Annotated in this window: 27 protein-coding genes; 13 read left to right on the top strand and 14 right to left on the bottom strand. The window is 62.5% G+C overall.

Annotation, left to right across the window (positions count from 1 at the left end; genetic code table 11):
* Positions 1-309 precede the first annotated feature (309 nt).
* From ASC95_RS01290 to ASC95_RS01280, 3 genes are all read right to left on the bottom strand, one after another.
* Positions 310-885, bottom strand: a complete 576-nt coding sequence (locus ASC95_RS01290; RefSeq protein ID WP_057295990.1) for a helix-turn-helix domain-containing protein — start codon at positions 883-885, stop codon at positions 310-312.
* Positions 886-1,169: 284 nt separating this feature from the next.
* Entirely contained in the window at positions 1,170-1,370 is a 201-nt protein-coding gene (locus ASC95_RS01285) for a hypothetical protein (protein ID WP_057295989.1), read from the bottom strand.
* A gap of 132 nt (positions 1,371-1,502) precedes the next feature.
* Entirely contained in the window at positions 1,503-1,943 is a 441-nt protein-coding gene (locus ASC95_RS01280; RefSeq protein WP_057295988.1) for a hypothetical protein, read from the bottom strand.
* A 548-nt stretch (positions 1,944-2,491) separates the two neighbouring features.
* Here ASC95_RS01280 and ASC95_RS01275 point away from each other — a divergent pair.
* Positions 2,492-3,346 (top strand): hypothetical protein, encoded by an 855-nt coding sequence (locus tag ASC95_RS01275; protein WP_057295987.1) that lies wholly within the window; start codon positions 2,492-2,494, stop codon positions 3,344-3,346.
* On the opposite strand, the gene ASC95_RS01270 is transcribed toward ASC95_RS01275, so the two are convergent.
* The 4 genes from ASC95_RS01270 to ASC95_RS01260 form a co-directional block, all read right to left on the bottom strand.
* Entirely contained in the window at positions 3,317-4,057 is a 741-nt protein-coding gene (locus ASC95_RS01270) for a S1/P1 nuclease (protein ID WP_057295986.1), read from the bottom strand. The two genes, ASC95_RS01275 and ASC95_RS01270, sit on opposite strands and share 30 nt — an antisense overlap.
* A 70-nt stretch (positions 4,058-4,127) precedes the next feature.
* Entirely contained in the window at positions 4,128-4,898 is a 771-nt protein-coding gene (locus ASC95_RS01265; RefSeq protein WP_157255903.1) for a hypothetical protein, read from the bottom strand.
* A gap of 59 nt (positions 4,899-4,957) precedes the next feature.
* Positions 4,958-5,266, bottom strand: a complete 309-nt coding sequence (locus ASC95_RS29690; protein ID WP_235537653.1) for a YHYH domain-containing protein — start codon at positions 5,264-5,266, stop codon at positions 4,958-4,960.
* A 27-nt stretch (positions 5,267-5,293) separates the two neighbouring features.
* Positions 5,294-6,220, bottom strand: a complete 927-nt coding sequence (locus tag ASC95_RS01260) for a hypothetical protein (RefSeq protein WP_157255902.1) — start codon at positions 6,218-6,220, stop codon at positions 5,294-5,296.
* A 326-nt stretch (positions 6,221-6,546) separates the two neighbouring features.
* Here ASC95_RS01260 and ASC95_RS01255 point away from each other — a divergent pair, with 326 nt between their 5' ends.
* The 5 genes from ASC95_RS01255 (at position 6,547) to ASC95_RS30315 (ending at position 9,889) form a co-directional block, all read left to right on the top strand.
* The gene (locus ASC95_RS01255; RefSeq protein ID WP_057295983.1) at positions 6,547-7,230 is read left to right on the top strand and encodes a hypothetical protein; all 684 of its coding nucleotides are present in this window, start codon (positions 6,547-6,549) and stop codon (positions 7,228-7,230) included.
* A gap of 114 nt (positions 7,231-7,344) precedes the next feature.
* A complete protein-coding gene (locus tag ASC95_RS01250) occupies positions 7,345-7,653 on the top strand; it encodes a hypothetical protein (RefSeq protein ID WP_057295982.1) in 309 nt (102 codons plus the stop codon).
* Positions 7,654-7,684: 31 nt separating this feature from the next.
* Positions 7,685-8,122, top strand: coding sequence for a hypothetical protein (locus ASC95_RS01245; RefSeq protein ID WP_057295981.1), 438 nt, complete (start codon positions 7,685-7,687; stop codon positions 8,120-8,122).
* Positions 8,123-8,530: 408 nt separating this feature from the next.
* On the top strand, positions 8,531-8,956 hold the full coding sequence (locus ASC95_RS30320) for a hypothetical protein (RefSeq protein ID WP_157255900.1): 426 nt from the start codon (positions 8,531-8,533) through the stop codon (positions 8,954-8,956).
* 369 nt (positions 8,957-9,325) lie between these two features.
* Positions 9,326-9,889, top strand: a complete 564-nt coding sequence (locus ASC95_RS30315) for a hypothetical protein (RefSeq protein WP_157255899.1) — start codon at positions 9,326-9,328, stop codon at positions 9,887-9,889.
* 96 nt (positions 9,890-9,985) lie between these two features.
* Here the strand turns inward: ASC95_RS30315 and ASC95_RS01240 are convergent, their stop codons facing one another.
* Genes ASC95_RS01240 through ASC95_RS01225 form a run of 4 tightly spaced genes read right to left on the bottom strand, consistent with a single transcriptional unit; the run spans position 9,986 to position 13,441 of the window.
* The gene (locus ASC95_RS01240) at positions 9,986-11,710 is read right to left on the bottom strand and encodes a hypothetical protein (protein ID WP_057295980.1); all 1,725 of its coding nucleotides are present in this window, start codon (positions 11,708-11,710) and stop codon (positions 9,986-9,988) included.
* A complete protein-coding gene (locus tag ASC95_RS01235; RefSeq protein ID WP_157255898.1) occupies positions 11,710-12,990 on the bottom strand; it encodes a hypothetical protein in 1,281 nt (426 codons plus the stop codon). Before ASC95_RS01235 ends, ASC95_RS01240 begins: the two co-directional genes overlap by 1 nt.
* Positions 12,991-13,004: 14 nt before the next feature.
* The gene (locus tag ASC95_RS01230; protein ID WP_057295978.1) at positions 13,005-13,247 is read right to left on the bottom strand and encodes a hypothetical protein; all 243 of its coding nucleotides are present in this window, start codon (positions 13,245-13,247) and stop codon (positions 13,005-13,007) included.
* Positions 13,244-13,441, bottom strand: coding sequence for a hypothetical protein (locus ASC95_RS01225; RefSeq protein ID WP_057295977.1), 198 nt, complete (start codon positions 13,439-13,441; stop codon positions 13,244-13,246). Before ASC95_RS01225 ends, ASC95_RS01230 begins: the two co-directional genes overlap by 4 nt.
* Positions 13,442-13,934: 493 nt before the next feature.
* On the opposite strand from ASC95_RS01225, the gene ASC95_RS01220 reads away from it, so the two are divergent.
* The 6 genes from ASC95_RS01220 to ASC95_RS31295 all read left to right on the top strand — a co-directional run bounded on the left by ASC95_RS01220 (position 13,935) and on the right by ASC95_RS31295 (position 17,242).
* Positions 13,935-14,267, top strand: a complete 333-nt coding sequence (locus ASC95_RS01220; RefSeq protein WP_157255897.1) for a hypothetical protein — start codon at positions 13,935-13,937, stop codon at positions 14,265-14,267.
* 402 nt (positions 14,268-14,669) lie between these two features.
* Entirely contained in the window at positions 14,670-15,116 is a 447-nt protein-coding gene (locus ASC95_RS01215; protein ID WP_157255896.1) for a hypothetical protein, read from the top strand.
* Positions 15,117-15,420: 304 nt separating this feature from the next.
* Complete coding sequence (locus ASC95_RS01210; protein WP_057295974.1) at positions 15,421-15,708, top strand: hypothetical protein; 288 nt, start codon at positions 15,421-15,423, stop codon at positions 15,706-15,708.
* A gap of 10 nt (positions 15,709-15,718) precedes the next feature.
* Complete coding sequence (locus ASC95_RS01205; RefSeq protein WP_157255894.1) at positions 15,719-16,132, top strand: hypothetical protein; 414 nt, start codon at positions 15,719-15,721, stop codon at positions 16,130-16,132.
* A 249-nt stretch (positions 16,133-16,381) separates the two neighbouring features.
* Positions 16,382-16,822 carry a Panacea domain-containing protein gene (locus ASC95_RS01200; RefSeq protein ID WP_057295973.1) on the top strand — a complete coding sequence of 147 codons (441 nt, stop codon included), beginning with the start codon at positions 16,382-16,384 and terminating at the stop codon, positions 16,820-16,822.
* 12 nt (positions 16,823-16,834) lie between these two features.
* Complete coding sequence (locus ASC95_RS31295; RefSeq protein WP_200960055.1) at positions 16,835-17,242, top strand: hypothetical protein; 408 nt, start codon at positions 16,835-16,837, stop codon at positions 17,240-17,242.
* Positions 17,243-17,400: 158 nt separating this feature from the next.
* Here the strand turns inward: ASC95_RS31295 and ASC95_RS30310 are convergent, their stop codons facing one another.
* Both ASC95_RS30310 and ASC95_RS32170 read right to left on the bottom strand, forming a co-directional pair.
* A complete protein-coding gene (locus ASC95_RS30310; protein ID WP_157255893.1) occupies positions 17,401-17,616 on the bottom strand; it encodes a hypothetical protein in 216 nt (71 codons plus the stop codon).
* 97 nt (positions 17,617-17,713) lie between these two features.
* Positions 17,714-17,845 carry a hypothetical protein gene (locus ASC95_RS32170; protein WP_255355184.1) on the bottom strand — a complete coding sequence of 44 codons (132 nt, stop codon included), beginning with the start codon at positions 17,843-17,845 and terminating at the stop codon, positions 17,714-17,716.
* Between the two features lie 76 nt (positions 17,846-17,921).
* Between ASC95_RS32170 and ASC95_RS01190 the strand changes: the two genes are divergently transcribed.
* A complete protein-coding gene (locus ASC95_RS01190) occupies positions 17,922-18,419 on the top strand; it encodes a hypothetical protein (protein ID WP_057295972.1) in 498 nt (165 codons plus the stop codon).
* A 12-nt stretch (positions 18,420-18,431) separates the two neighbouring features.
* On the opposite strand, the gene ASC95_RS01185 is transcribed toward ASC95_RS01190, so the two are convergent.
* Positions 18,432-19,169, bottom strand: coding sequence for an AraC family transcriptional regulator (locus ASC95_RS01185; RefSeq protein WP_162250698.1), 738 nt, complete (start codon positions 19,167-19,169; stop codon positions 18,432-18,434).
* Positions 19,170-19,213 lie beyond the last annotated feature (44 nt).

Raw genomic sequence — 19,213 nt, 5'->3', positions numbered from 1 at the left:
TTTGGCACTTTCCGGCACTGTGCCGAACCTCGGCCCCTTTAGGGACTCAAGAAAGCCGCCGCTTTGATTTCCTTTGATTGTTTTCAAGCGCCTGAGGTGCGGGCTGACGGATCAGCCAACGCGACGATGCGCCGGCCGCCGTCTACTTAGGTCTACTTCAGACGCTCACCCTTGCCCCTACCTTGCGCATCGCCTTTTCCAGCCTTTTTTAAAAAGGCCAGGATCAGCACGCCGGGCCGTGAAGAATTTTCACGCGCACCCTCTGCGAGCCACTGCCAAAACTGACAGAAGGCCTTTTGTCGGGCTGTGTCAGCCCCTCCCCGCTGCCTCCCCGTCCTGTCTGGACCTTATGGAAAGCCGTTCCCTGCGGAACTCGCGCGCGGCAACTGCCAAGCTTGATGTGCGATCGAACGCAGTACGCAGCTGGTCATAGCTCATGTCTGAGACATGCCTCTCATTGCGAAGAGGGAAGCGGTGCATCCCATTGCGGTTGACTCGGTGCGGGCCTGCGAAAGACTGCGGCACCCGCAGCACTAGTACATAGCCGTTGCCCGTCTTGATTGGGAGGAAGCGCGCTCCAGCGATGCGAGGCTCGATGCCGGAGTCAAGCATCTGCCCCAACCTCAGCAACGCCTTGTCCTCAGTTTCGTCTTCTATCGGCTGTAGCGAGTCGGCGACGCCGTCGAGCTCACGTACCCCGTAGACGATGTCGCCACCACCGCTGTTGGCCATGGCGCAGGCGTCTTTCAGGAACTCGACGATGCCTCTGTCAGACCTGTCCGGAAGGGTTGCCTTGAACTCTACCGTCGTCGATTCGGACAGCCGGTTCTCCACTAGAGATTCAATGATCGTCGCGTCAATTTCCTCAAACTGGTCGTGAATCAATTGAATCCCCGAGAAGCGCCCTGATGGTGGGCTGGTTGCGGTAGCGCAGGCGCGGCAGCTGTCCTAGTCTCCGGTAGACCAAATGACGCTTTTAGGGTTCGCCTTTTCGCTGCGCGTGTACATCGCAAAGCAGTCGCGACAGCGCCAGAGTGTCATGTTGAACCCTATGCCGGAGCGCAAGGTCCGGACCTCATCAAGCGTCGAGTCCCAGTTCCTCTCTGGATGCTCAAGCACCGGGTCGCATCGCTCACATCGGCTCATAAAAACCTCCCTTGATGCTGGTGCTAGTAGTTGCGATTCGTTCCGTCTGCGAATGCATCAACAAGGCGTTTCCTTGCGTCAACCATTGCTTCGTCCCGGGTGGCGAAGGGCGTGTCAAAGGTGAAGGTCTTCGGCTGCGATCCGACGTGGTCTTCCCAGGTCATGACGGCCTGACCAGTGAACTTCCCCTCCAGCGCTGGCTTGGCGATGTAGACGACTTTCATTTGAATTGGCACGGTGCCTCCCTTGCGAGCTTGAAAAGTACGGATTCTTGCGCTGCGTCCGCCGTCTTGCCTTCAACGCCGGTCGGCAGGCCTGGCGGCGCGTGACCTTCGTCGGCGGCCTGTGGTCTGTGACTAGCTTTGGGCCGGCACAGCGTCTAAGTACACGGCCTTCTCTAGGAACGTCATCACAACGGGCACACCCAGGCTGCCAATCGCGGTATCAAAGTCTCCGGTGTTCTGCAGATCGGTTATCCCAGTGCGATCAAACGTGAAGCTCCCCAAACTGTGCGGCTTGGCGAGGAGTGGATGCTTCACCAGCATGGCTGTGACCTTGCCCTTGCTGGTGCCGTCCACCCGCAGCTGCGTAAGCACGAGGTCTATCCCAATAGAGCGGTACTGAACATGTATGCATTCGCGATCGTCAGCCAGCCTGGCGGTGATCCCTTTGACCGGGAAGTCGTCTTCCGCCAATGCCGGTAGGTACTGCATCAGCGATGCGAACAGGTCGCGCACTTGACCGCATTGGCGCGATAGGCGTGCCAGGCGGTCAGCATCGAACTCAATCAGCTCCATTTCGTCTCCCTTGGTGGCGGTGATCTACGCGGACCCATTCTGGGCTGGGCGCAGATGCCGGCAACCGCACTTCCTCTCTTGCAACAGCGTGATTGATGGCCACAAACCTCTATGCGAGGCGGCGGGTGGGCTCCAGCAAAGTACAGGGATTTACAGGCCGGCCGGTTGAAAACAATCAGCCGAAATCAAAGCCGGCACCCTAAGGCCAGGGGCCTGCCGGAATTCCTGCACCCCCCTGCACAGATTTGTGCACCCATCGCGCCTCGTTTTCCAAGCCCCTAAAGGGCCGTCACGAGCGCGAACCACTCAGGAACAGTGGAAGGCTTTGCGCAGCACCAGCACCAGCACCAAGCCTTCTGCGTGAACGCAGCCCAGGTTTTGTCATGCCCTAAAGAGGGAGTAGGGCTGTTGGCGGACCACAAGGTTTCAGCAAGGGTGCCGAGTTTCTTGAGCCCCTAAAGGCGCCGCCCATCAATGCGCCGGCGTGACCGGCTTGGAAGGCGTTTGGCGCCGCTCTACGATGCGTTGAAGGACGGGGAGGGCGAGCAATGGATTATGGCGACGAGAAGGTCATCATCGACCTCAAGGATGGGGACAGCGGCGAAATCCTCTTCACCGACAAGGACGGCAAGCAGGCCACCTACTACCCCAGTCACAGCATCTGGCTCGATGTCCAGACGCTCGAGGTGCTGACCGTTTTGAACGAACCGGCCGAAGGTGCCGAGCCGTCAATCGGCAGGCGGCTGCGCGGGGTTGCGGTGCTAGAGGACCGGTCAATTTCGGTAGTCGGTGACCCTAGGTCCAAGTCCCGCCGGCTGACCATTTCCTTCGACCCGGGCGACTGGAAGTCAAAACCCGCCCCAGAGGGCGAAGCAGCGCTGTCGAGTCTTGACACTCAATTGGGCGGTGCGATGCTGAGCTTCAGCCGCGCAGACTGGGAAATTGGCAACGACGACGAATGGTGGATCGCCTGCTACCTCCCGCCCGCCTTCATTGACTCCCTGATCGCTGATGTCCGTAGCGGTCAGTTGTACGCTGTGAAGTTGAGCCTGTCGCTTCGCGGTCTATACACCTCGTCGCATCACTGGGAACCTGTGTCGGCGCGCGGTGACCTATTCATACGGCCCAACCGCGAGGACAACAGCCTGTCGTTTCCTGACATGGCGCGTGGCTACGTGCGGGCGATTCACTTCTCTTCTTCGCCACGCGATCTACGCAGGCCAGAGCCGGCGGACGTGGTTGAGCCGTCCAGCGAGGAGGAATTTCGCGTCGAAGAGCCTGATCCAATGGCCACAGCCATCACGGCTCTAGCGATGCGCGTTGATCAGCTCCGCAGCACCATCAAGTGGGTTGGCGGCTTCATCGTCCTCGCCCTACTTTTTGTCGCGGGCAGCGGGCGCTGAACCCAGGGCCTCATTCAGGGTGGCGGCGAGGCGCATGCCGGCGCGTGCCAGTTGGCGGACCAGCGTGGCGTCCCACCGAGCTAGGTACGCGGCGTCCACCTTCCGGTCCTCGGGGTAGAAGTCCGCGCTGCGGCTTAGGGCGCACGACTCGCTCGCCCAGGCTGCCGGGTCCGAACGCACCGACACGGCCGGCACAGCCGCTGCGGCGCTGGCCACCAGCTCTGCGCTGTAGGGCAGCCGCTTTAGCATCGCGCTATCCCACACCGCGTGTAAGTTGCTTCCACGGCCGAAGGCGCGAACCTGGTACAGGTTGCCGCCCTTGTCGTGCGCCAGGCCAACATGCAGCGGTTGGTGAACGTCGCCCACCAGGTGGATGACCCACTTCAGCGCCGCCAGCCTCTCGGCGTCCGATGCCCTCGACTTCAGGATGGCGACCTTCGCCGTGATCGCCTCGACGACGCAGCGACCGTCTCGGCAGTCGCGCTGCCGGTCGTAGTCGCAGGCTCCTTCAGGCGGGTTGACGTAGTGCAGCGGCGCCGTGGCGGGCGCCCGCTTCTCGTCGGCCCACGTGGACACCGACACCATCGTCGCGCCAGGTTCCAGGCCCAGCAGGCGGTCGACCTCGGCGGTGGCTGAGAGGGTCAGCTGCTTCTGCGCCAGCTCGGCGATGAGGCGATGGCCTTCGGCACCCCAGGCCCGAGCACTGGACACGCTGACTGCACATAGGGCGACGAGCAACCATCGAACGGGTTTGCGAGTGCCACGCAAGCAGCCTTCGGTTCTATATGTCGTCAGCTTCATCTACGGAAATCACGGAGTTCGTCACCGACACAATGAAGCCAACCGTTCGGACTACACCATCTGAATCGGTGTAGCGGACGGTTAGCGGCTGAGTCAGTGAGTGAGAACCGTGGCTGACGAACGCCATCGGCTCCTTGAGCTTGGAAGGAAAGTTGGCTAGGCTGAAGGGGCGCTCGAGCGACAGTACATCTGGAATGCCCTCAAGTTCGACGGAGACGTTCGTGCATGCCGGCCCGTCGTTCTCGAGCGTCCCACGTGCGATGTGGTGCTGGCGATGGTCGCGGTGAAAAAGGGTGAATCGCAACCGCGGTTGCTTTTGCTTGATGGCTTCCTCTTCACGCCACTTGGCCTGCTGTTCACGCCGTCTAGCCTGCGCGGCGGCCGCCTCATCAGCCTTCGCGCGAGCGTCTTCCAGTTCCTCGATTCGAAGGTCGAATTCCTTGCGCTGCAGCTCGACCATCGCGCCCGCGTGCTCTGCTGCTGACCGCAGTTCCTCAGCCTGCAAACGCAAAGCTGCGCTGTTCTGACGGAGCTCAATCCCCTGCTGGATGAAGCCTAAGACAAGCCACGCGAAGGCCAGGGGTGAGAACGCACCGGCCAGGAAGTCGCCAATGTTGTTGGGCGCCAAGCCGCGGATCTCGGCCCAGCGACCAAAGCAGTACAAGCCCAGCAATACAAGATAAGCCAGAGTGAGGGCGCCGCCCAAGGCGTACAACCATCGTCCGGGGACGGGCTCTTCAGTGTTGCTCATTGGAGGATCTCCCTGCGCGGGCGCCGCCGCGGCTGTGGTGAAGGCTGCGGGGCTGCTGTTCAGCAGCCGTGGTAGTTCTTCTTGCCCGACTTGGTTATGGTGTACCTGCCGCCTCGCGGTCCGGTGTGGCACGTCGGCGCGGCCGGTGCTGACGGCTGGGGAACGGCGCTGGCCGGCGGTGCGGGCGTTGCTGCAGCTTGTTGGGCGCGCTGAATCGCCGAGGCGCGGTGGCAGTGGTAGTCGCCGGTCTTGCGGTTGTTGTGGCACCCCTCGGCATTCAGTCCGCCTGGGTGAGCCGTCAGGTCAACCGAAACGATCATCAGGACCACGACGGCAAGACCCCGCAGCGCTGTTGAGCGAGCGTTCATATTGTTCTCTCCCTCTTGGAACGCTGGCTACTTTCCCAGGAACGTCTCGGCCTCTTTCATCGCCGCGTCGCGCTTGGCCGCTGCCTTCACCTGCTCAGCCTGCGCAAACTTCGTGGCCTCATCAACACTGTTCTCTGCAGCTTGCAACCGTTGCGCAAGCGCAGTCAGCTCGGTCTGCTGCTGAGCACTCTGGAAAACCAGTTGGCCGCCCCGATTCGACAGCTTGCCGACGTTGGCTTGAGCCCAGGTGAAAACGGCTCCCAGCGCGTCCGCGTGGGCACGCTGCGCAACGTCCAGCGTCTTGTAAAGGTTGTTCGCGCTGTCCATTGCTGGGCCCATGGACGCTTCGGCGCCGCGGCGGGCTTCGCCTTCTGGAACGCTGTTCACGTAGGCCCGGTAATCCGCCATGTAGGTTTGCAGCAGCAGGTTCCGCTCCTGCAGAAGCGATCGGTATCGCTCTAGCGCCGCCTGGCCAGCAGCAATGGACTGAGCTGAGGTCAGCGCTGCGGGCGTGACGTACTGGTTGACCGTGTTCTCTTCGAAGCGTTTGCCGAGATCCTCGAATTTGCCCGCGTGCTTGGCCTGGAACGCGATGGCGCCGCGCATGAAGTCCTTCGCGACGCTGTTCTCGCGTGCCGTGTTGGCGATGTTGTTCGCCACAGTCAGGCAGAGCAGCAGGCCGACTACCAGCCTGGCCTTCGCCTTTGCGAGGTCCGAGCGGTTGCGCATCACAAGCCAAGCCACCACCGCAAGGCCGAACAGAGAGCCGAGGGTTCGGACGAGATCCTGGCCGACCGTGTATGCGCTGCCCAGGCCGAAGGCGGTCGCCATTAACGGCGCCACGAACGCGAAGAAGATGAGTGCCGGCCCGGTATACGAATAGCGGCGTGCCGCGGCGTGCTTCGTATCGACCGGCATCCCCGGTTCATCCGTGAGTAGTGCTGTTTCTGCCATTTGGCCCTCCCTGTATTTCGCCCGATTCTGCGGTCCGCGGGTTGCCGGCGCTACTGGGGCTCACGTTAGATGCGCCTCAGGGGTGCAAGGTGGCCATCCGTTGGCCATCTTGGCCGCCTTGAGTTATTCGCCCGAGAGCGGCGCAGAGCCTCTGGCCGGTCAAGGCTGCCATCAAGGGTGCCACCCTGAACCTTGGCCATCTTGGCCATCTTGGCCATCTTGACCGGTCCGGTGCAAGCCAATCCGCTTGCGCCTCTGGCCATCACACGCCTCGGCAAGAATGCGCCGCCCGCGAAGGTGCGTGGCAGGAGATTCCTTGCATGCCAATGGACCCGTTCCAGGCCTTTCTCGTCCAGCGCCGCAGCGAGCTTCGTCGCATCGCGCGCATGACCCGCGGAGAGCACACGCCCGAGGACGTTGAGAACGAGGCCTGGCTGATCGCGGATCGCATCGCTTCGAAGCGCGGCGCACCGATCAACTTCAGCCTTCGCACCGATCAGGAGTTGGTGCTGGGCTGGCTTCACAACGAGGTCGTCAAGTATGCGGACAAGCAAGTCCGCTACGCCGTCAAGCTGGACAAGGACTGGGACAAGGAAGACGCCGACTCGACCGCGCACACCATGGCGCAACTGCTCACGGCGCCTGAGACCTTCGATCCCGCGATCCTGCTGCTTCAGCGCGAAGAGGCGCCGGACCCGCAGGCGCTCACGAAGCACAGCTATTCGCAGGCGTCGGCCTACGTCATCCTACTCAGCCGCTTTGACTGGGACACCGAAGAGCTGGCGGCGCATCTGAGGATCCTGGTTCGTACCCTGCGCGACAGGGTCCATTGGTCCCACGCCTGGACGCGCTTGCAAAACAGCCTGTTTGACGGCCTCCAGACCGTCCCGCTGGACTTTGAGCCAACGAAGGCCCGAGTTCTGGCAGCAAAATATCCGGAGCCGGACGGGGATGCTCTTGGCGTCTCCCAGTTCGCCTGGGCCTTCGCGATGGACGCCAGCGCCGTCTAGCCTCGAGGCAGCGTCGCCGGCTAACGGGCAGTTGCCGACGCATGTGCGAAATTGTGCCGTAGCGCCTTCCGGCGTGGCGCGTCCTAGACTCGCTGCACGACGGAGGAACAGCCCATGAGCAACAGCAGAGACAGCCACAGCATGCTGACCGAAGAGAGCGTCATGGCCTGGATCTCGGACCACAACCCGGGCGGCGTGGACAAGCTCCGACAAGCGCTGAGCCGAGGAGAGTTTCGCGGCGAGCGCGCATTGATGCCCCTGCACTACCTCCAGCGTATCGATGCGCTGAGCGAACACGCTGAGAAGGCGGTGAAGGACGCGCTCTACATCCGCGAGGTGAGGGCGGCAGAGCGGGCCGCCAGGTGGGCGCAGCTGTCCTGTGTCGTTTCAGTGGTCGCGCTGGCCGTAGCGATCTGGAAGTGAACCAGCCCCCCAACTCGACGAAAGGAACCATATGGCGGCACCAGCGAAGTCCAAGCGCAAGCGCGAACTGGTTGCCCGGTCAGGGGTGGTCGAGGATTGGGGCGGCCACATCTTCATTCATGGCGACCGCAGGGCAGGCGACGGGTGTCGAACGACCCTGATGTCGATGGACATTCGCGGGGAGCTCAAAACGCCAGTTAAGGGGGTCACTGCGTTCAGGCTTCGCGTGACACCAGAGATCAGCCCCAGCTCGGGGAATGCCGAGATCCCAGCCGTTGGCGTTTGGACTTCGGCCAAGCCGGCGCTAGACGGCAGCGTCTACTTGTCAGATCGGGAGTTCGACCTCGTTCGTACCATGGCCGCCGCAGGCAAGCTGGCCTCCATCTATGTCAGCTTTCAAGAGCCGTACTACGGCAGTTCGCTTATCGCCTCGGTTTCGTTCAGTAGCGATCCGCCTGAGGCGGAGTAGGGGTGGAAGGCACGCAAGGTCGATAGCCAGGCCTTCCGGGCATGCGCCGTAAAGAACGGGCCGATGCGGCGGATCTGGGCCTCCGCGCTACTCGGACCACCTAACCGGAACCGCAACCTTTGTCATCCTGAATTGTTAGCTTGGCGAACCCGTCGGACATGACCACCATCAGCATCGCCGAACATCAGGTACGCAAACATGGGTAACCCTCTACGTCTGGTAGCAGTGCTTTTGACAAGCCTTGCTGCGTTGCAGGCATACGCTGCAACGTACTCCTGCAGCGCAGTGTGGACCGGAGACGACGGTACACAACGGAGATTTTCGGGCCTAGGTGCTACAGAGGAAGCGGCGTTCGTTGACGCACTAAACACTTGCCGCAGCTTCGGGAGGAGCATTTGCGGTGACAAGGTGGGATATGGCGACCGCACTTGCCGGAAATTGCCCGGAGAAGATGGGCCGCCCGTCGAATTTTGCGCGCCTCCAACGTCGATCACGAATCCCAAATGGTCAAGCGAGATTCGAGAGCTGTTCGGCGAACGCACGGGCGACGTAAAAGCGTGCATCACGACCGCGCCTGGTGCTCGCATCAAACGCGTCTCCTGCCACATGTACAACCAATACTCCAGCGCCGACAGCAATCTCTCGCCAGCAGAGCGGCTCAAGAGGCCAAGCTGCGGTACGAAGTTCTACGACACGTCAAACTGCAACATTGGCTGGGGAGCGATACATAGGCAGACTAACGTCATCAACGACAAAGATCAGCACGTTGTTTGTGTAGAAGGCATGGCTGAACCGAACACAGGTTCGCGCGGGTGGTTCATCGTCGCGGAATGAGCACTGCTCTAGGAGTCTGCGGCGGCCAGGCCGCCGTTTCGAGACCAGTACGCGCGCGCGAGGCGTCTGAAGTAGAGCGAGATAGACCGGACCGGTTGATAAACAATCATCGGAAATCAGTCGCGGCGGTCGTTGAGAACAACGAGGAACAACGGGGCGGCGGGCATTCCGGGACCGGTACGCGCGCGAGAGGACCGCAACGTTTCAGCAAGGGTGTGGAACCGCAAGATTGCCGCAAGGGTGGCACGCGCCGTCACCGGGTCGCGGGACCATAAGGTTGCCACCATAGCGAAAAGCCAACAAGACGGATGGCTGGTTAGTGGGGCAGCCCTCACAGTGCACGTCATGCCGCTCGCTGGATTCAGTGGCATGCGCACCGTGGATGTTCGTGCCGCGAAGGAACGGGCTCAGGAACTGGTGTTTGGGCGCTGGAGTTCGGCAGACTGGGCATTCAATTTTGATGGCCTCCTCGTGTCGGCCCAAGCAGCGAACCGCCAGCGACAGGCGTACACCCAGCTTTTTCGCTCTGGAGCAGTCGAGCTTTTCAGTGCGGGGCACGAATTTTCGACTCAACACGGCCCACGCGCAGTTGGGGGGTTGTATGTCACAGACGACGTCAGAAACGCGATTCGGGTCGGTCTCCAAGCTGCACGCTCTGTCGGCGCGGCTGGCGGGACGCTGGTATCTGCGAGCGTCAGTGGCGTGGATGGGCTTCTGTTCAGTCTAGGAACGATTACGGACCTAACGGCCAGCTATAGAGCGGACCGGGATCAACTGGCGCTGAATGAGCAATGGATTGAGAACACAGGGGAAGTTAACTTGGACACAGTCGCCCGGCCCATACTTGACGTGCTTTGGCAAAGCTTTGGCCTCGAGTCTTGCCTTTGCTACAACGATGTCGGTCAGTTTGATCCGCAAGCCCGGTTTCGTTGACCGCGGATAGGCGTCAACGGACACTTCCTCATCATGAACGACGATCAGGTTGTCAGAGCGGTCGCCACAGGCGCCGCCGCCGCGGCTTGGGGCCTGCTATTTGCCTACGCCGACCGCAAGCAAGCCGCCTGCAGGCGCAAGCATGGGCGAGGCCTCATCGAGCAGGCCTGCTACCTTCTCGGCCGACGCTGGGCGCGACGCCAATAGGCCACGAGCGAGGTATTGCGCCGGGCGCGAGTACAGCAGCGAGGCAGCAGGCAGCGCCGCTAGCTGGGGCCACTTCGATGGGTCGTACAGCGCCGCACCAAGCATTGCCGGAAGCGCCAACCGTCCGGCGGTGCCGCTATCTGGCACGCCGTTGCCAAGCCGCCCCTTTGCGGCATCTGAAAGGTCTTGCATCAGTGCGTCGCCGCGGGCAAAGGCCCCCTTGTCCTTGCTCCGGTCCAGCGCCTTGACGGCCGTCTGCAGCTGCGACGGAGAGAACACGCCATCTTCAGCGCCAACGTATGACGCCGCCTTCTCCAGGCGCTTGAAGTTCGCATAGCCGCTGTTGACGGCAGCCAGTTCCTTCGCCGCGCCGGGATTGGATCGCGTGGCCAAGTCGCGGAGGGAGGCGCGCACATTCTTCAGCGCGTCAGCAACCAGGCGCTGGTCAGCATCGGTGGACGCCCCAAGCCGGCTGATCTGCTGGCCGAGGTCGCTTTCCACCGCCTTCAGGGTTTGGCCCGTCATCGCGCCCTGCCCTTGCAGCTTCGACAGAACATCGTTGGTGAGGATGCGGTTAAACGCTTGCACCGCTGTGGGGGCGAGTGCGCCGGTCTGCACCATGCTGTGGGTCTGCGCCAGCTCGCGCATGAACGAACCGTCTGCCTTGACCGTTAGGTTGGGCAAGACCTTGTCGTAGGCGTCGCCCAGTGCGGTCTTGATGGCGTCCACAGCTTCACGACCCTTCATCCCCGGGGGCAGTTGCTGGCCGACCGGCGTCAACGCGCGATTGGCCACCGCCTGGTTCAAGTCATCGACGCTTCGCTGCCGAGCCGCCCGAATGGCATCGCCCAGTAGCGGCAGAGACATTGCCTTCTGCTCGACGGTGTTGGCGAAGCCTCCCAGAGTCTGGCCCAACGTCGTGCGAATACCTTCTGACCGCAGCAGGGCCAAGTCTTGGGCGCGTGAGGCCAGAGGGCTGACGACGCGAGAAACGCCGGCCACGGCCGAGGGCACGATCCCGCCGCCAACGGTGGCCAGACCGACCTGCTTTGCCTTCTCGTCCCAGTAGTCCCCTTCGGTCACTGTGGGCGACAGAGCACCGGATACACCGCCGTTGACCGCGCCCTTGATCGTCCGCATACCGAGACCGCCGCCGCCCGGAATGAGTCGGCCCACAGTCAGGTTCACCGGGCTGACCACATTGCCGCCGACGCGCCACCAGTCAACGCCCTGCTCGCCAGCGGCCGCCCGCTTCTGTTGATACGCCTTCTCCTGCTCGCGAACCTGCTTGTCAACGCCGCCCTCAGGCAGCTTAGCAACAAGGCCGGTCTTGTCAGCGAGCCAGTTGTTGAAGTTGTTCCCGGCCTTGACGACGCCATCAGGTAGCAGGTGGGTCAGCAACTGTGCGCCACCATTCACCGGATCTACAACGCCCTGCCCGATCTTCTCCATCCGCGACATTGGCGGGCCGGCCGGCGTTGGCGGCGCAGTGGTGCTCATCCATTCCGCCGGCACATTCATGCCGTTGTTCTTGAGCTTGGCGACGAGGTCGGCCTTGGTCGTGCCGTCGGGCACGTTCTGAATGAGGGTGCCGTCAGGCAGGCGCACGTCCATTACTTGAGGCTCCCGAAGTCCACAACGTTGCCAGCCGGTTGGGCGATTTCAGGGCCAAAGGGCAAGGTGCCCATGCCCGGCGCGCTCTTTACGCGCTTCAGCGCTGCATTTCCCACGTCGATGTGGCGGCGGCCGAGGCGTTCGTTCAGCTCGGCCGTCTTGGCCAACGTTTCCGCGTTGACCGCAATAGTGCCGGCCGCAGCCTTCTCCAGGAAGTCGCGGTCTGCGTTGCTGAAGCCGCTGCCGGCCCCAAGCCCGGACGACTTGACAGCTGCCAGCGTCGCTTGCGATAGCTCGCGCTGCAGGTTCTCCGTCGCGACTACATCCTCACCTTTCGTCAGACCAGCCGTGTAGAGAGCCTTCGACAGCGCGAGGCGCGTGTCTGCGCCGGTGCCGGTGATCGGCTTCTGACTGGAGAGGATGGAACGAATGCGCTGAGCCGATGCGATCTGGTCCGGCGCGTTCCTGGCGGCGTCGATAGCCGACAGGTCGCGGTCCGCCATGCCGGAGGCGATCTTCTCGCCGTAGCCCTTCTCGGTGCTGACCGTCACGTTGGTGGCGCCGGCCCGCTTCTGCGCCAACTGGAAGTCGATGAATGAGCCGGGGTAGCCCTGCGCCTTGGCAAAGTTGTATTCCTTGAGCGCGCTCGGACTCGCCTCTTCCTTGGGCGCCGTGTAAATTGGCTTGCCAGCGCGCACGTCGTACAGCGTGCCGCCCGGCGCCACCTGAACCGGCGTGTTGTCCTTGCGAGTGGCCGCGAGATAGTCCCCGTAGGGCATCACGCCTGCCCGCACGGCTTCGAGCAGCTGGGCTTGCTGGGGATCGACCGCGGGCATCTTGGAGGCATTGGCCATGGTCGGACCACCGCCGCCGGCCAGCGCGGACTGTGCACCTTGCATCTGCAACGAAGGCAAGTTGGTGATGAAGTCCTGTTGCCGCTTCTGCTGCTCGGCCTGGCGCTGGGCCTGCTGAAGCGCAACGCGCTGCTGAAGTTGCTTGAGTTGGTCGGCTTCCTGCTGACGCCGGCCATCTGACAGCGTGGACTGATAAGCGCCCATCGCCTGTGCCAGCCCTTCCATGACGCCCCTGCGTCGCGTCGTCGGCGTAAGTAGGCCCATGGCCGCATTCAGGCTGGCGGCGGTCCGCGGATCTTCCCAACTTGTGCCAAGCAAACCTGCGGGACGCGCGGGTGCGGCAGTGCTGAGCAACCCGCCTTGTGCTCCGGCGCCAGGTTGGGGTGCGTTGCTCCGGTCGTCGAAAAGAAAATCAAGCAGGCCCACAGGCGCTCCTTCAATCAATGGGTTTTGTGAATGCCAGGGTTCGCCGTCGCCTGGTTGAAGATCAGCGCAGCGGTGCTTTCTCGCAGCTCTGCGTCCGCGCCCTCCATCTCGACGAAGGTCGCCAGCAGTTGCGTGGCGTACTCACCCATGCCGGCCGCGATGGCGATGCGAAGAGCTGTCAGAACCTCGCTGGTAGTGAGAGGCTCCGTAGCATTCGCCTCATCGCAAACGCGCAGGATGTTGAAAAGGTCGCTCATGCTGCAAGCGCCAGCCGCGCAAAGCTGTCAACGTCTGAGAAGCGGAACATGCGCCGACCATCAACGACGACCGGGCGCAGACCTGCGACACCGCCAGTGCGAACGGCAGTCTTCGTCGCCTCTTCAAGCAGGCGCTGAGCTGCCTCACGCGGCGTAAGCAGCGGGTCCATGTCGGAGGTCTTGAGGTGTTCCATGGGGTCGCCTTGATCAGTGTGAAAACATTTCACACCGCACCTCCTACCCCTTCAAGCACTTCCGGGAAAATGGGTCCTAACGCGGCCCTAGACCCGCCCTTTTCCCGGGATCGACTTTTCCGCAAGCGCGGCGACATCCGGTGGCAGCTCCCATCTGTGGCGCGACCCGTGCAGTATTGGCTCTCGCCATGGCTGGTGAAGGACGGCGCTGATTCCGTCGATTACCAGCCGATCGATCACCGCCTGACGGCTCATCCCTGGCCACATCTGTTGACCCAGCTTCACTGCACGCTGCGCGGCGCCGCAGGGCAACCTAGAGCTTCGCGCCCTCACCGCCGTCGCGGCGCAACTCGCCTACATCCGCCGCATCGATCACCTGCTGGACCAGATCAACGAACTGCTGAACCTGTACCAGCCACCGAGGACCGGCAAGATCCGGATTGAGCGCTGGAAGCGCACCAAGGCCGGCATAAGTGTTTATGCCCCGATGGCCGTGAAGTGGATCCAGCACCGCACGACGAGGCGCTGGCGCGGCGTGGTCGTGTCCACCTTCAAGGTGTCGCGGTCTGGCAAGACGGCACGCGAGTTCAGCGACCACCGCTATCGGGTCCAGGAATACCTGGGCACCGTTCAGGAGTTGCTGCAGTTGCGAACTCAAGCGTTCCTCCGCCTTGAGACCCTCCGCCGCAGCGTCATCCTGGCAGAACGGGCACAGGCGCCGCGCTTGCAGGCCATCGGCCAAAAGCTGCATGCCGATCTCGCCGCGGTGCCGCCCGAACTGCGGGCGCTACAGCGATCCGAGCCGCAATGGCTCGAGGACGAGTAGAGCAATTTGCTCGCCGGCTGAGGGGGCGAATCTCTTAAACGTTTTACTCGGTGGATCCCCTCCAGCATCGGCACCGCCTGCCGCGAGCTTCGCGGGCGTTGAACGCGTACAGTAGCGGCGGGCCACGGCCCCCTGCTTCACCTCCCTGAGCAGGCCTCGACGTGACAGCGAAGAGGGTTCAGCCCCGACCGAGTGCCGGGGTTTCTTTTGGGCCGACGCCAGCAGAAGCCCTTGGTTTCCCCGGATGCTGGCGGCGCAGTCGCTGATAGGCTGAGCAGACAGGCAATCCTTGGGAGGATGGGAGTGAAGCGGTTTTGTATGGCGTTGATCGCCTGGTCAGTCGCCTGGTCTCACGCTGCAGGCAAACCTCCCGCTTCCGAGGCGCCCGCCCCAGCGGCGTCCATGGCCAAGGCGCCACTGAAAGGCGAACCCATAGCCATAAAGGGCATGTTCATCGGCATGACCACGGCCGAGTTCATAGCCCTGCCGAAATCGGAGCCAACCATTGGCGGCGTGATGTCGACCCAGGGCTACCAGGACCCGTTCAACCTTGACTGGAACGAAGGACGCTTGGAGGGCCTTTTGTTCTTCTTCAAGGCCGAGAACTTTGATGCCGTTCTTGGGGCCGTGAAGGGCAAGTACCCGAAGCTTCAGTGCACCACCAGCCAAATCGAAAACCGAATGGGCGGGAAGTTCCAGCAAGTCACTTGCAACCTTAGGCAAGCAGGCGCCAGCCTGATGATCAAGCGCTTCACTGGGGACATCGAGACGTCAGCCCTTGGTCTGCATTCCGAGGGCGCGCTCCTGCGCCGTGCAAAGGCCACCAAAGCTCGTGAATCCGACATCTAGGCTCGCCAGCAAGTGAGACAGCCGCTCGCAAGCTGGCCGTGACCACGGGGCCGCAGGCGTTGCTGCAAGCGATTGAGGGCGGGCTGATCGACCGCTGACCCACGCTGGGCTTCCATACAGCCCATGAACGCTCATGCGTCGCGTCCCGTGAACAGGGGGTGCTTTTCACCCGTTTTTTTCGCCCTGTCCTACGTCAGGTCAACCCGTTTGTATATACAGTCCGTTGACCGGACTGACCAGCGCCTACCTGGGTGAATGTCCGTAGCCGATGGAGGTGAAATGCTTCTGTATATACAATTTACACATGCTCATCATCTCGCCAACCATTCGCGCCAAGATTGGGGATCCTTCGCACGGGTCAGTCACCGAGAGGGAAGTCCAAGAGTGCTTCCTGAACCGGTGTGGCAGGGTCGCCGAGGATGATCGAGAAGAGCACAAAACGGACCCTGCGACGCAATGGTTCGTCTCAGAGACTCACCTCGGAAAATTGCTCAAGATTGTGTACGTGGAAGACGATGAGAACGTTTATCTGAAGTCCGCCTACCCGGCCACGAAGACCATACAAGACCTTTTTGAATTTCTCGCACACTAGGAGTCAACGCATGCCCATCAACCAAGATCTGCTCGCTCGAGTCGAAGCGTCGGCGGATGACTGGGGGCCTACTGGACCGCTTGGGAACGATCCAGCCCACGCCCGCAAGGCTGAGGAGTCGAGCAACGTCGACGATGTCCTCGGACTGCATCCCATTTCTATTCGATTCACCAAAGAATTGGTGCGCGATTTGAAGGCGATCGCGCAACTGAACGGAATGGGGTATCAACCGCTGATCCGCGAGATCTGCAAGCGCTTTGTGGATGCTGAGAAGCGCGCGATCCTCCGGGACCAGGCTGTGCGCCGTCAGCAGGAGCTTGAGCGCGACAAAGAGCTCGCCCTTGAAGCAGAGAAGGCCGCGGCGGCAGCTGTCGCAATGGCTGAGTCGCTTGCTGTTCAAGAAGAAAGCCGTCTCGCCGCCTGACGCTCGGTCACCCATCAAGAGCCCGCCGCGCGCGGGCTTTTTCACGCCTTGGTGACCCACATTCGCCGGTGGATGACCGCGGACTTCCTTCGCGAGGAATAGGTTCACCTCATGAGCTACCCATGCTGCAGACTGCGCTGCATGGACACCACGACATCTCCGGCCGAAACCCGATCTCAGGCGCCGGCATTTCCTGATTGAGGGAGTGCCAATACACTCCACTGGTCCGAGCACAAGGACACCCCACCAATGCAGACCGCAGCAGACGTTGCCCGCTATTTCCTGTCCCTTGCCGATGAAGAGGCGGGCGATACCCTGTCCAACTTGAAGCTGCAGAAGCTCCTGTACTACGCGCAGGGCTTTTCTCTTGCCATCGACGACCAGCCTCTCTTTGGCGAACGCCTTGAGGCATGGACGCACGGACCAGTTGTGCCGGACGTCTATCACCTGTTCAAAAGTTACGGCAGCGGCCCGATCCCGCTTCCAGGCGATTTCGACCCAATGTCACTCGATGCGGGCACACGCGAATTGCTGGATGAGGTCTATGAGGTTTACGGGCAGTACTCGGCTTGGAAGCTCCGCAACATGACCCACGATGAAGATCCGTGGAAGGACGCTTACGACGAGGAGCCTAGCTCTCAAATTCCGCACGGCGCGCTGCAGAGGTTTTTCAAGACGCGGCTCAACTGACGCTCCACCGTGGTGAAGCGCATTCAGGCACAGAGGGCCAGCGGCGGAGCACGTCTAGCTCCGCCTGATAGCGGCACCGGCTCATCACATCATCTGAAGCCCAAGTTTTCCTTGGAGTACTTGGCCAAAGAGCATTGCTTGTCCGCGTGCACGGCAGAGGAGAAGGCCGCGTTTGCGGACCGTCTGCATGAACTAAGCCAGCTCAACTGGCAGCAGATCGCTCAAGCGCCGCGCCACGGACAGGGTAGCGAAACAATTAGCCGCAAGGCAATCAAGTCGCCTATTCCAGCTGTGATCACAGAGGACGTGACGATCATCGCCTTCCGATGCATCGGGAAGGCGCCGATGGTTGGCTTCAAAGCTCACGACACGTTTTATGTCGTGTGGATCGACCGCGCCTTTTCCCTGTACGAGCATTGATCGCAGCGCCACCGAGGGGCTAGCGCCTCCAAGGTAGGGGAACAAATAGGGGAACAAGCCGACCAGCCTGGATCGCATCGCTAGTAGCCATGCGGGTTAGCGGCCGATCTTCGGTCCCTGTCGGAGGGACCACGAAGGCTCGACCTGGCAATGCGGCCTCACAAAACGCCAGGAAGCGGGCCAAAGCGTTCTGTGCGGCCCTGTTCCAGGCGTCGCAGCCGTCTTTCCAGATCGGCGAGATCCCGGGCTTCGCAGAGAAGGCGCTCGTCGTCATCCCGTGTGAACGCGTCCCGCAGGGTCAGCAGCCATGCGCCCAAGCGCGACGTCGAACCGGTGACGGCAGATTTTGGGAACAAGGTGACGGTACGTTGCATGGGTGCTCCTTCGTGAGGCTCGAAAGCGATGAATCACGATAGGCACCGCCCACGCTGTTGCAAAGGCACAGAAGGGGCGCGAGTTCACTCGGCTGTATCAACGCAGCTGCAGACACAGCTGGCTGCCCGGGCCGCCGGGCATCGATGACAGGCGGCTCAATGCGAAATCCGCCGCTTGATGGGTGGGCAACTGATCCTCGTCAACGTGGGTGTTGAGATCGTCCGGCATTCTTGAGGTCCAGGCGCTCGATCAGAGCTGCCGCCAGTGCGCAAGAATCGCGTCTCGCCTTCTACGAGAAACCGCAATGCCTAAACCCGTCATCCGTGCACTGAGTGCTGCCCTGCTGCTGGGCGCTGCCACCAGCTGGGCAGCCGACGAAGTCACCCTGCCCCTGAAGGAAGCGTGGTTCGAGGGCGAGATCGTGCATTACGTCAGCACGGACATCTCCGACCCGGGCATCGCCAAGAAGCAGGGCATCAACTACGTGCCCGCCCTGGCCCAGACGCTCAAGCCCGGCATGCCCGTCGAGAAGGCCTACAAGTTCCCGGGCGACGAGCAGGCCACCGTATTGCCCTCGATCCCGCGGCCCGTGGGCGGCGCCAATGCGGACGCGACCTACAGCCCGCTGTGGGTGCTGGTCATGGTGCGCTGGAAGCCCGGCGTCACACCGCACACGCTCAAATCCGAGGAGGCCGTGCTGGCGGCCGAGGAAAAGGGCGAGGTCCAGCTGACTCCCACCAAGATCGTCGCGAACTGGCCCGTCGTCCGGGCCCGTGGCGCCGCGCTGCAGGGCGTGCGCTGAGCCAGCAAGACGTCATCCCGTTGGCCGGTCGCCCTTGCCACTGAGGGCGCCGAGCAGCTGTGAGGGCGCCAGCCCGGTCATGCGGCGGATGGCGCGGCTCATGTGGGCCTGGTCGGCAAAGCCGCACTGGGCCGCCACGGCCGCCAGGCCGGCGTCGCCCCGGGCGATGTGGCCGAGGGCGCGATGGGTGCGCTGGAACAGGCGGTAAGCTGCCGGCGTCACGCCGAAGACCTGGCGAAAGCCACGCGCCAGGCTGCCTGGGTGCAGGCCGAGTTCGCACGCCCATGAAGCGACCAGCGCATCGGGATCCTGGCGCAGCCGTGCCGCCAGCAGATCGGGCCAGTCGGAGGGGGGAATCGGTGCCTCCACCAGGCTGGCAGTCAGCAGGTCCAGCGCCGCAGGTACGTCCCGCTCCGCCAGCCTGACCACCGCGTCCGGATCGCTGGCGGTGGCGTGGACGGCGCCTCCCCAGGCCGCAGGTAAAGGCAGTATCAGCACCTGGGCGCCGCTGCCGGCCACTTCATCCAGGTGGTACTCCCAGCGGCGGTGGGCGAGTACATCCCCCGCCCGCAAGTGGTGCCGCCCCGTGTCGCCCGCCTCGACATAGCTGCCGGCAAGCACCAGCGCAATGAAGGCTTCGTCATGCCGGTGCCGGCCCAGCCGCTCAAGCGGCGGATGGCGCATCGGCCCGGCGGTCAGCGGGCGGCAGGTGGCGCCGGGTGCGCTTTCGGGCAGGTGAATTCGGTTCAAGACGGGCGGTGCGATCGGCCACAAACTGGCCTGATTCTGAGGGA

Source organism: Pelomonas sp. Root1217 (genome assembly GCF_001425705.1).
Classification (GTDB): Bacteria; Pseudomonadota; Gammaproteobacteria; order Burkholderiales; family Burkholderiaceae_C; genus Pelomonas.
The sequence above is the reverse complement of the archived record's forward strand: the minus strand, read 5'-3'. Positions and strand labels throughout refer to the sequence as shown.

What these genes read in the sequence shown, in the direction of transcription:
- ASC95_RS32170 (WP_255355184.1), bottom strand. Translation starts at nt 17,845, where the DNA reads ATGCCGGACGATCTCAACACCCACGTTGACGAGGATCAGTTGCCCACC.
- ASC95_RS01240 (WP_057295980.1), bottom strand. Translation starts at nt 11,710, where the DNA reads ATGGACGTGCGCCTGCCTGACGGCACCCTCATTCAGAACGTGCCCGAC.
- ASC95_RS01280 (WP_057295988.1), bottom strand. Translation starts at nt 1,943, where the DNA reads ATGGAGCTGATTGAGTTCGATGCTGACCGCCTGGCACGCCTATCGCGC.
- ASC95_RS01265 (WP_157255903.1), bottom strand. Translation starts at nt 4,898, where the DNA reads ATGAGCAACACTGAAGAGCCCGTCCCCGGACGATGGTTGTACGCCTTG.
- ASC95_RS01285 (WP_057295989.1), bottom strand. Translation starts at nt 1,370, where the DNA reads ATGAAAGTCGTCTACATCGCCAAGCCAGCGCTGGAGGGGAAGTTCACT.
- ASC95_RS01255 (WP_057295983.1), top strand. Translation starts at nt 6,547, where the DNA reads ATGGACCCGTTCCAGGCCTTTCTCGTCCAGCGCCGCAGCGAGCTTCGT.
- ASC95_RS01250 (WP_057295982.1), top strand. Translation starts at nt 7,345, where the DNA reads ATGAGCAACAGCAGAGACAGCCACAGCATGCTGACCGAAGAGAGCGTC.
- ASC95_RS01260 (WP_157255902.1), bottom strand. Translation starts at nt 6,220, where the DNA reads ATGGCAGAAACAGCACTACTCACGGATGAACCGGGGATGCCGGTCGAT.
- ASC95_RS01215 (WP_157255896.1), top strand. Translation starts at nt 14,670, where the DNA reads ATGGCCAAGGCGCCACTGAAAGGCGAACCCATAGCCATAAAGGGCATG.
- ASC95_RS30315 (WP_157255899.1), top strand. Translation starts at nt 9,326, where the DNA reads ATGCGCACCGTGGATGTTCGTGCCGCGAAGGAACGGGCTCAGGAACTG.
- ASC95_RS01230 (WP_057295978.1), bottom strand. Translation starts at nt 13,247, where the DNA reads ATGAGCGACCTTTTCAACATCCTGCGCGTTTGCGATGAGGCGAATGCT.
- ASC95_RS01210 (WP_057295974.1), top strand. Translation starts at nt 15,421, where the DNA reads ATGCTCATCATCTCGCCAACCATTCGCGCCAAGATTGGGGATCCTTCG.
- ASC95_RS01225 (WP_057295977.1), bottom strand. Translation starts at nt 13,441, where the DNA reads ATGGAACACCTCAAGACCTCCGACATGGACCCGCTGCTTACGCCGCGT.
- ASC95_RS01190 (WP_057295972.1), top strand. Translation starts at nt 17,922, where the DNA reads ATGCCTAAACCCGTCATCCGTGCACTGAGTGCTGCCCTGCTGCTGGGC.
- ASC95_RS01275 (WP_057295987.1), top strand. Translation starts at nt 2,492, where the DNA reads ATGGATTATGGCGACGAGAAGGTCATCATCGACCTCAAGGATGGGGAC.
- ASC95_RS01245 (WP_057295981.1), top strand. Translation starts at nt 7,685, where the DNA reads ATGGCGGCACCAGCGAAGTCCAAGCGCAAGCGCGAACTGGTTGCCCGG.
- ASC95_RS01205 (WP_157255894.1), top strand. Translation starts at nt 15,719, where the DNA reads ATGCCCATCAACCAAGATCTGCTCGCTCGAGTCGAAGCGTCGGCGGAT.
- ASC95_RS29690 (WP_235537653.1), bottom strand. Translation starts at nt 5,266, where the DNA reads ATGAACGCTCGCTCAACAGCGCTGCGGGGTCTTGCCGTCGTGGTCCTG.
- ASC95_RS01200 (WP_057295973.1), top strand. Translation starts at nt 16,382, where the DNA reads ATGCAGACCGCAGCAGACGTTGCCCGCTATTTCCTGTCCCTTGCCGAT.
- ASC95_RS30310 (WP_157255893.1), bottom strand. Translation starts at nt 17,616, where the DNA reads ATGCAACGTACCGTCACCTTGTTCCCAAAATCTGCCGTCACCGGTTCG.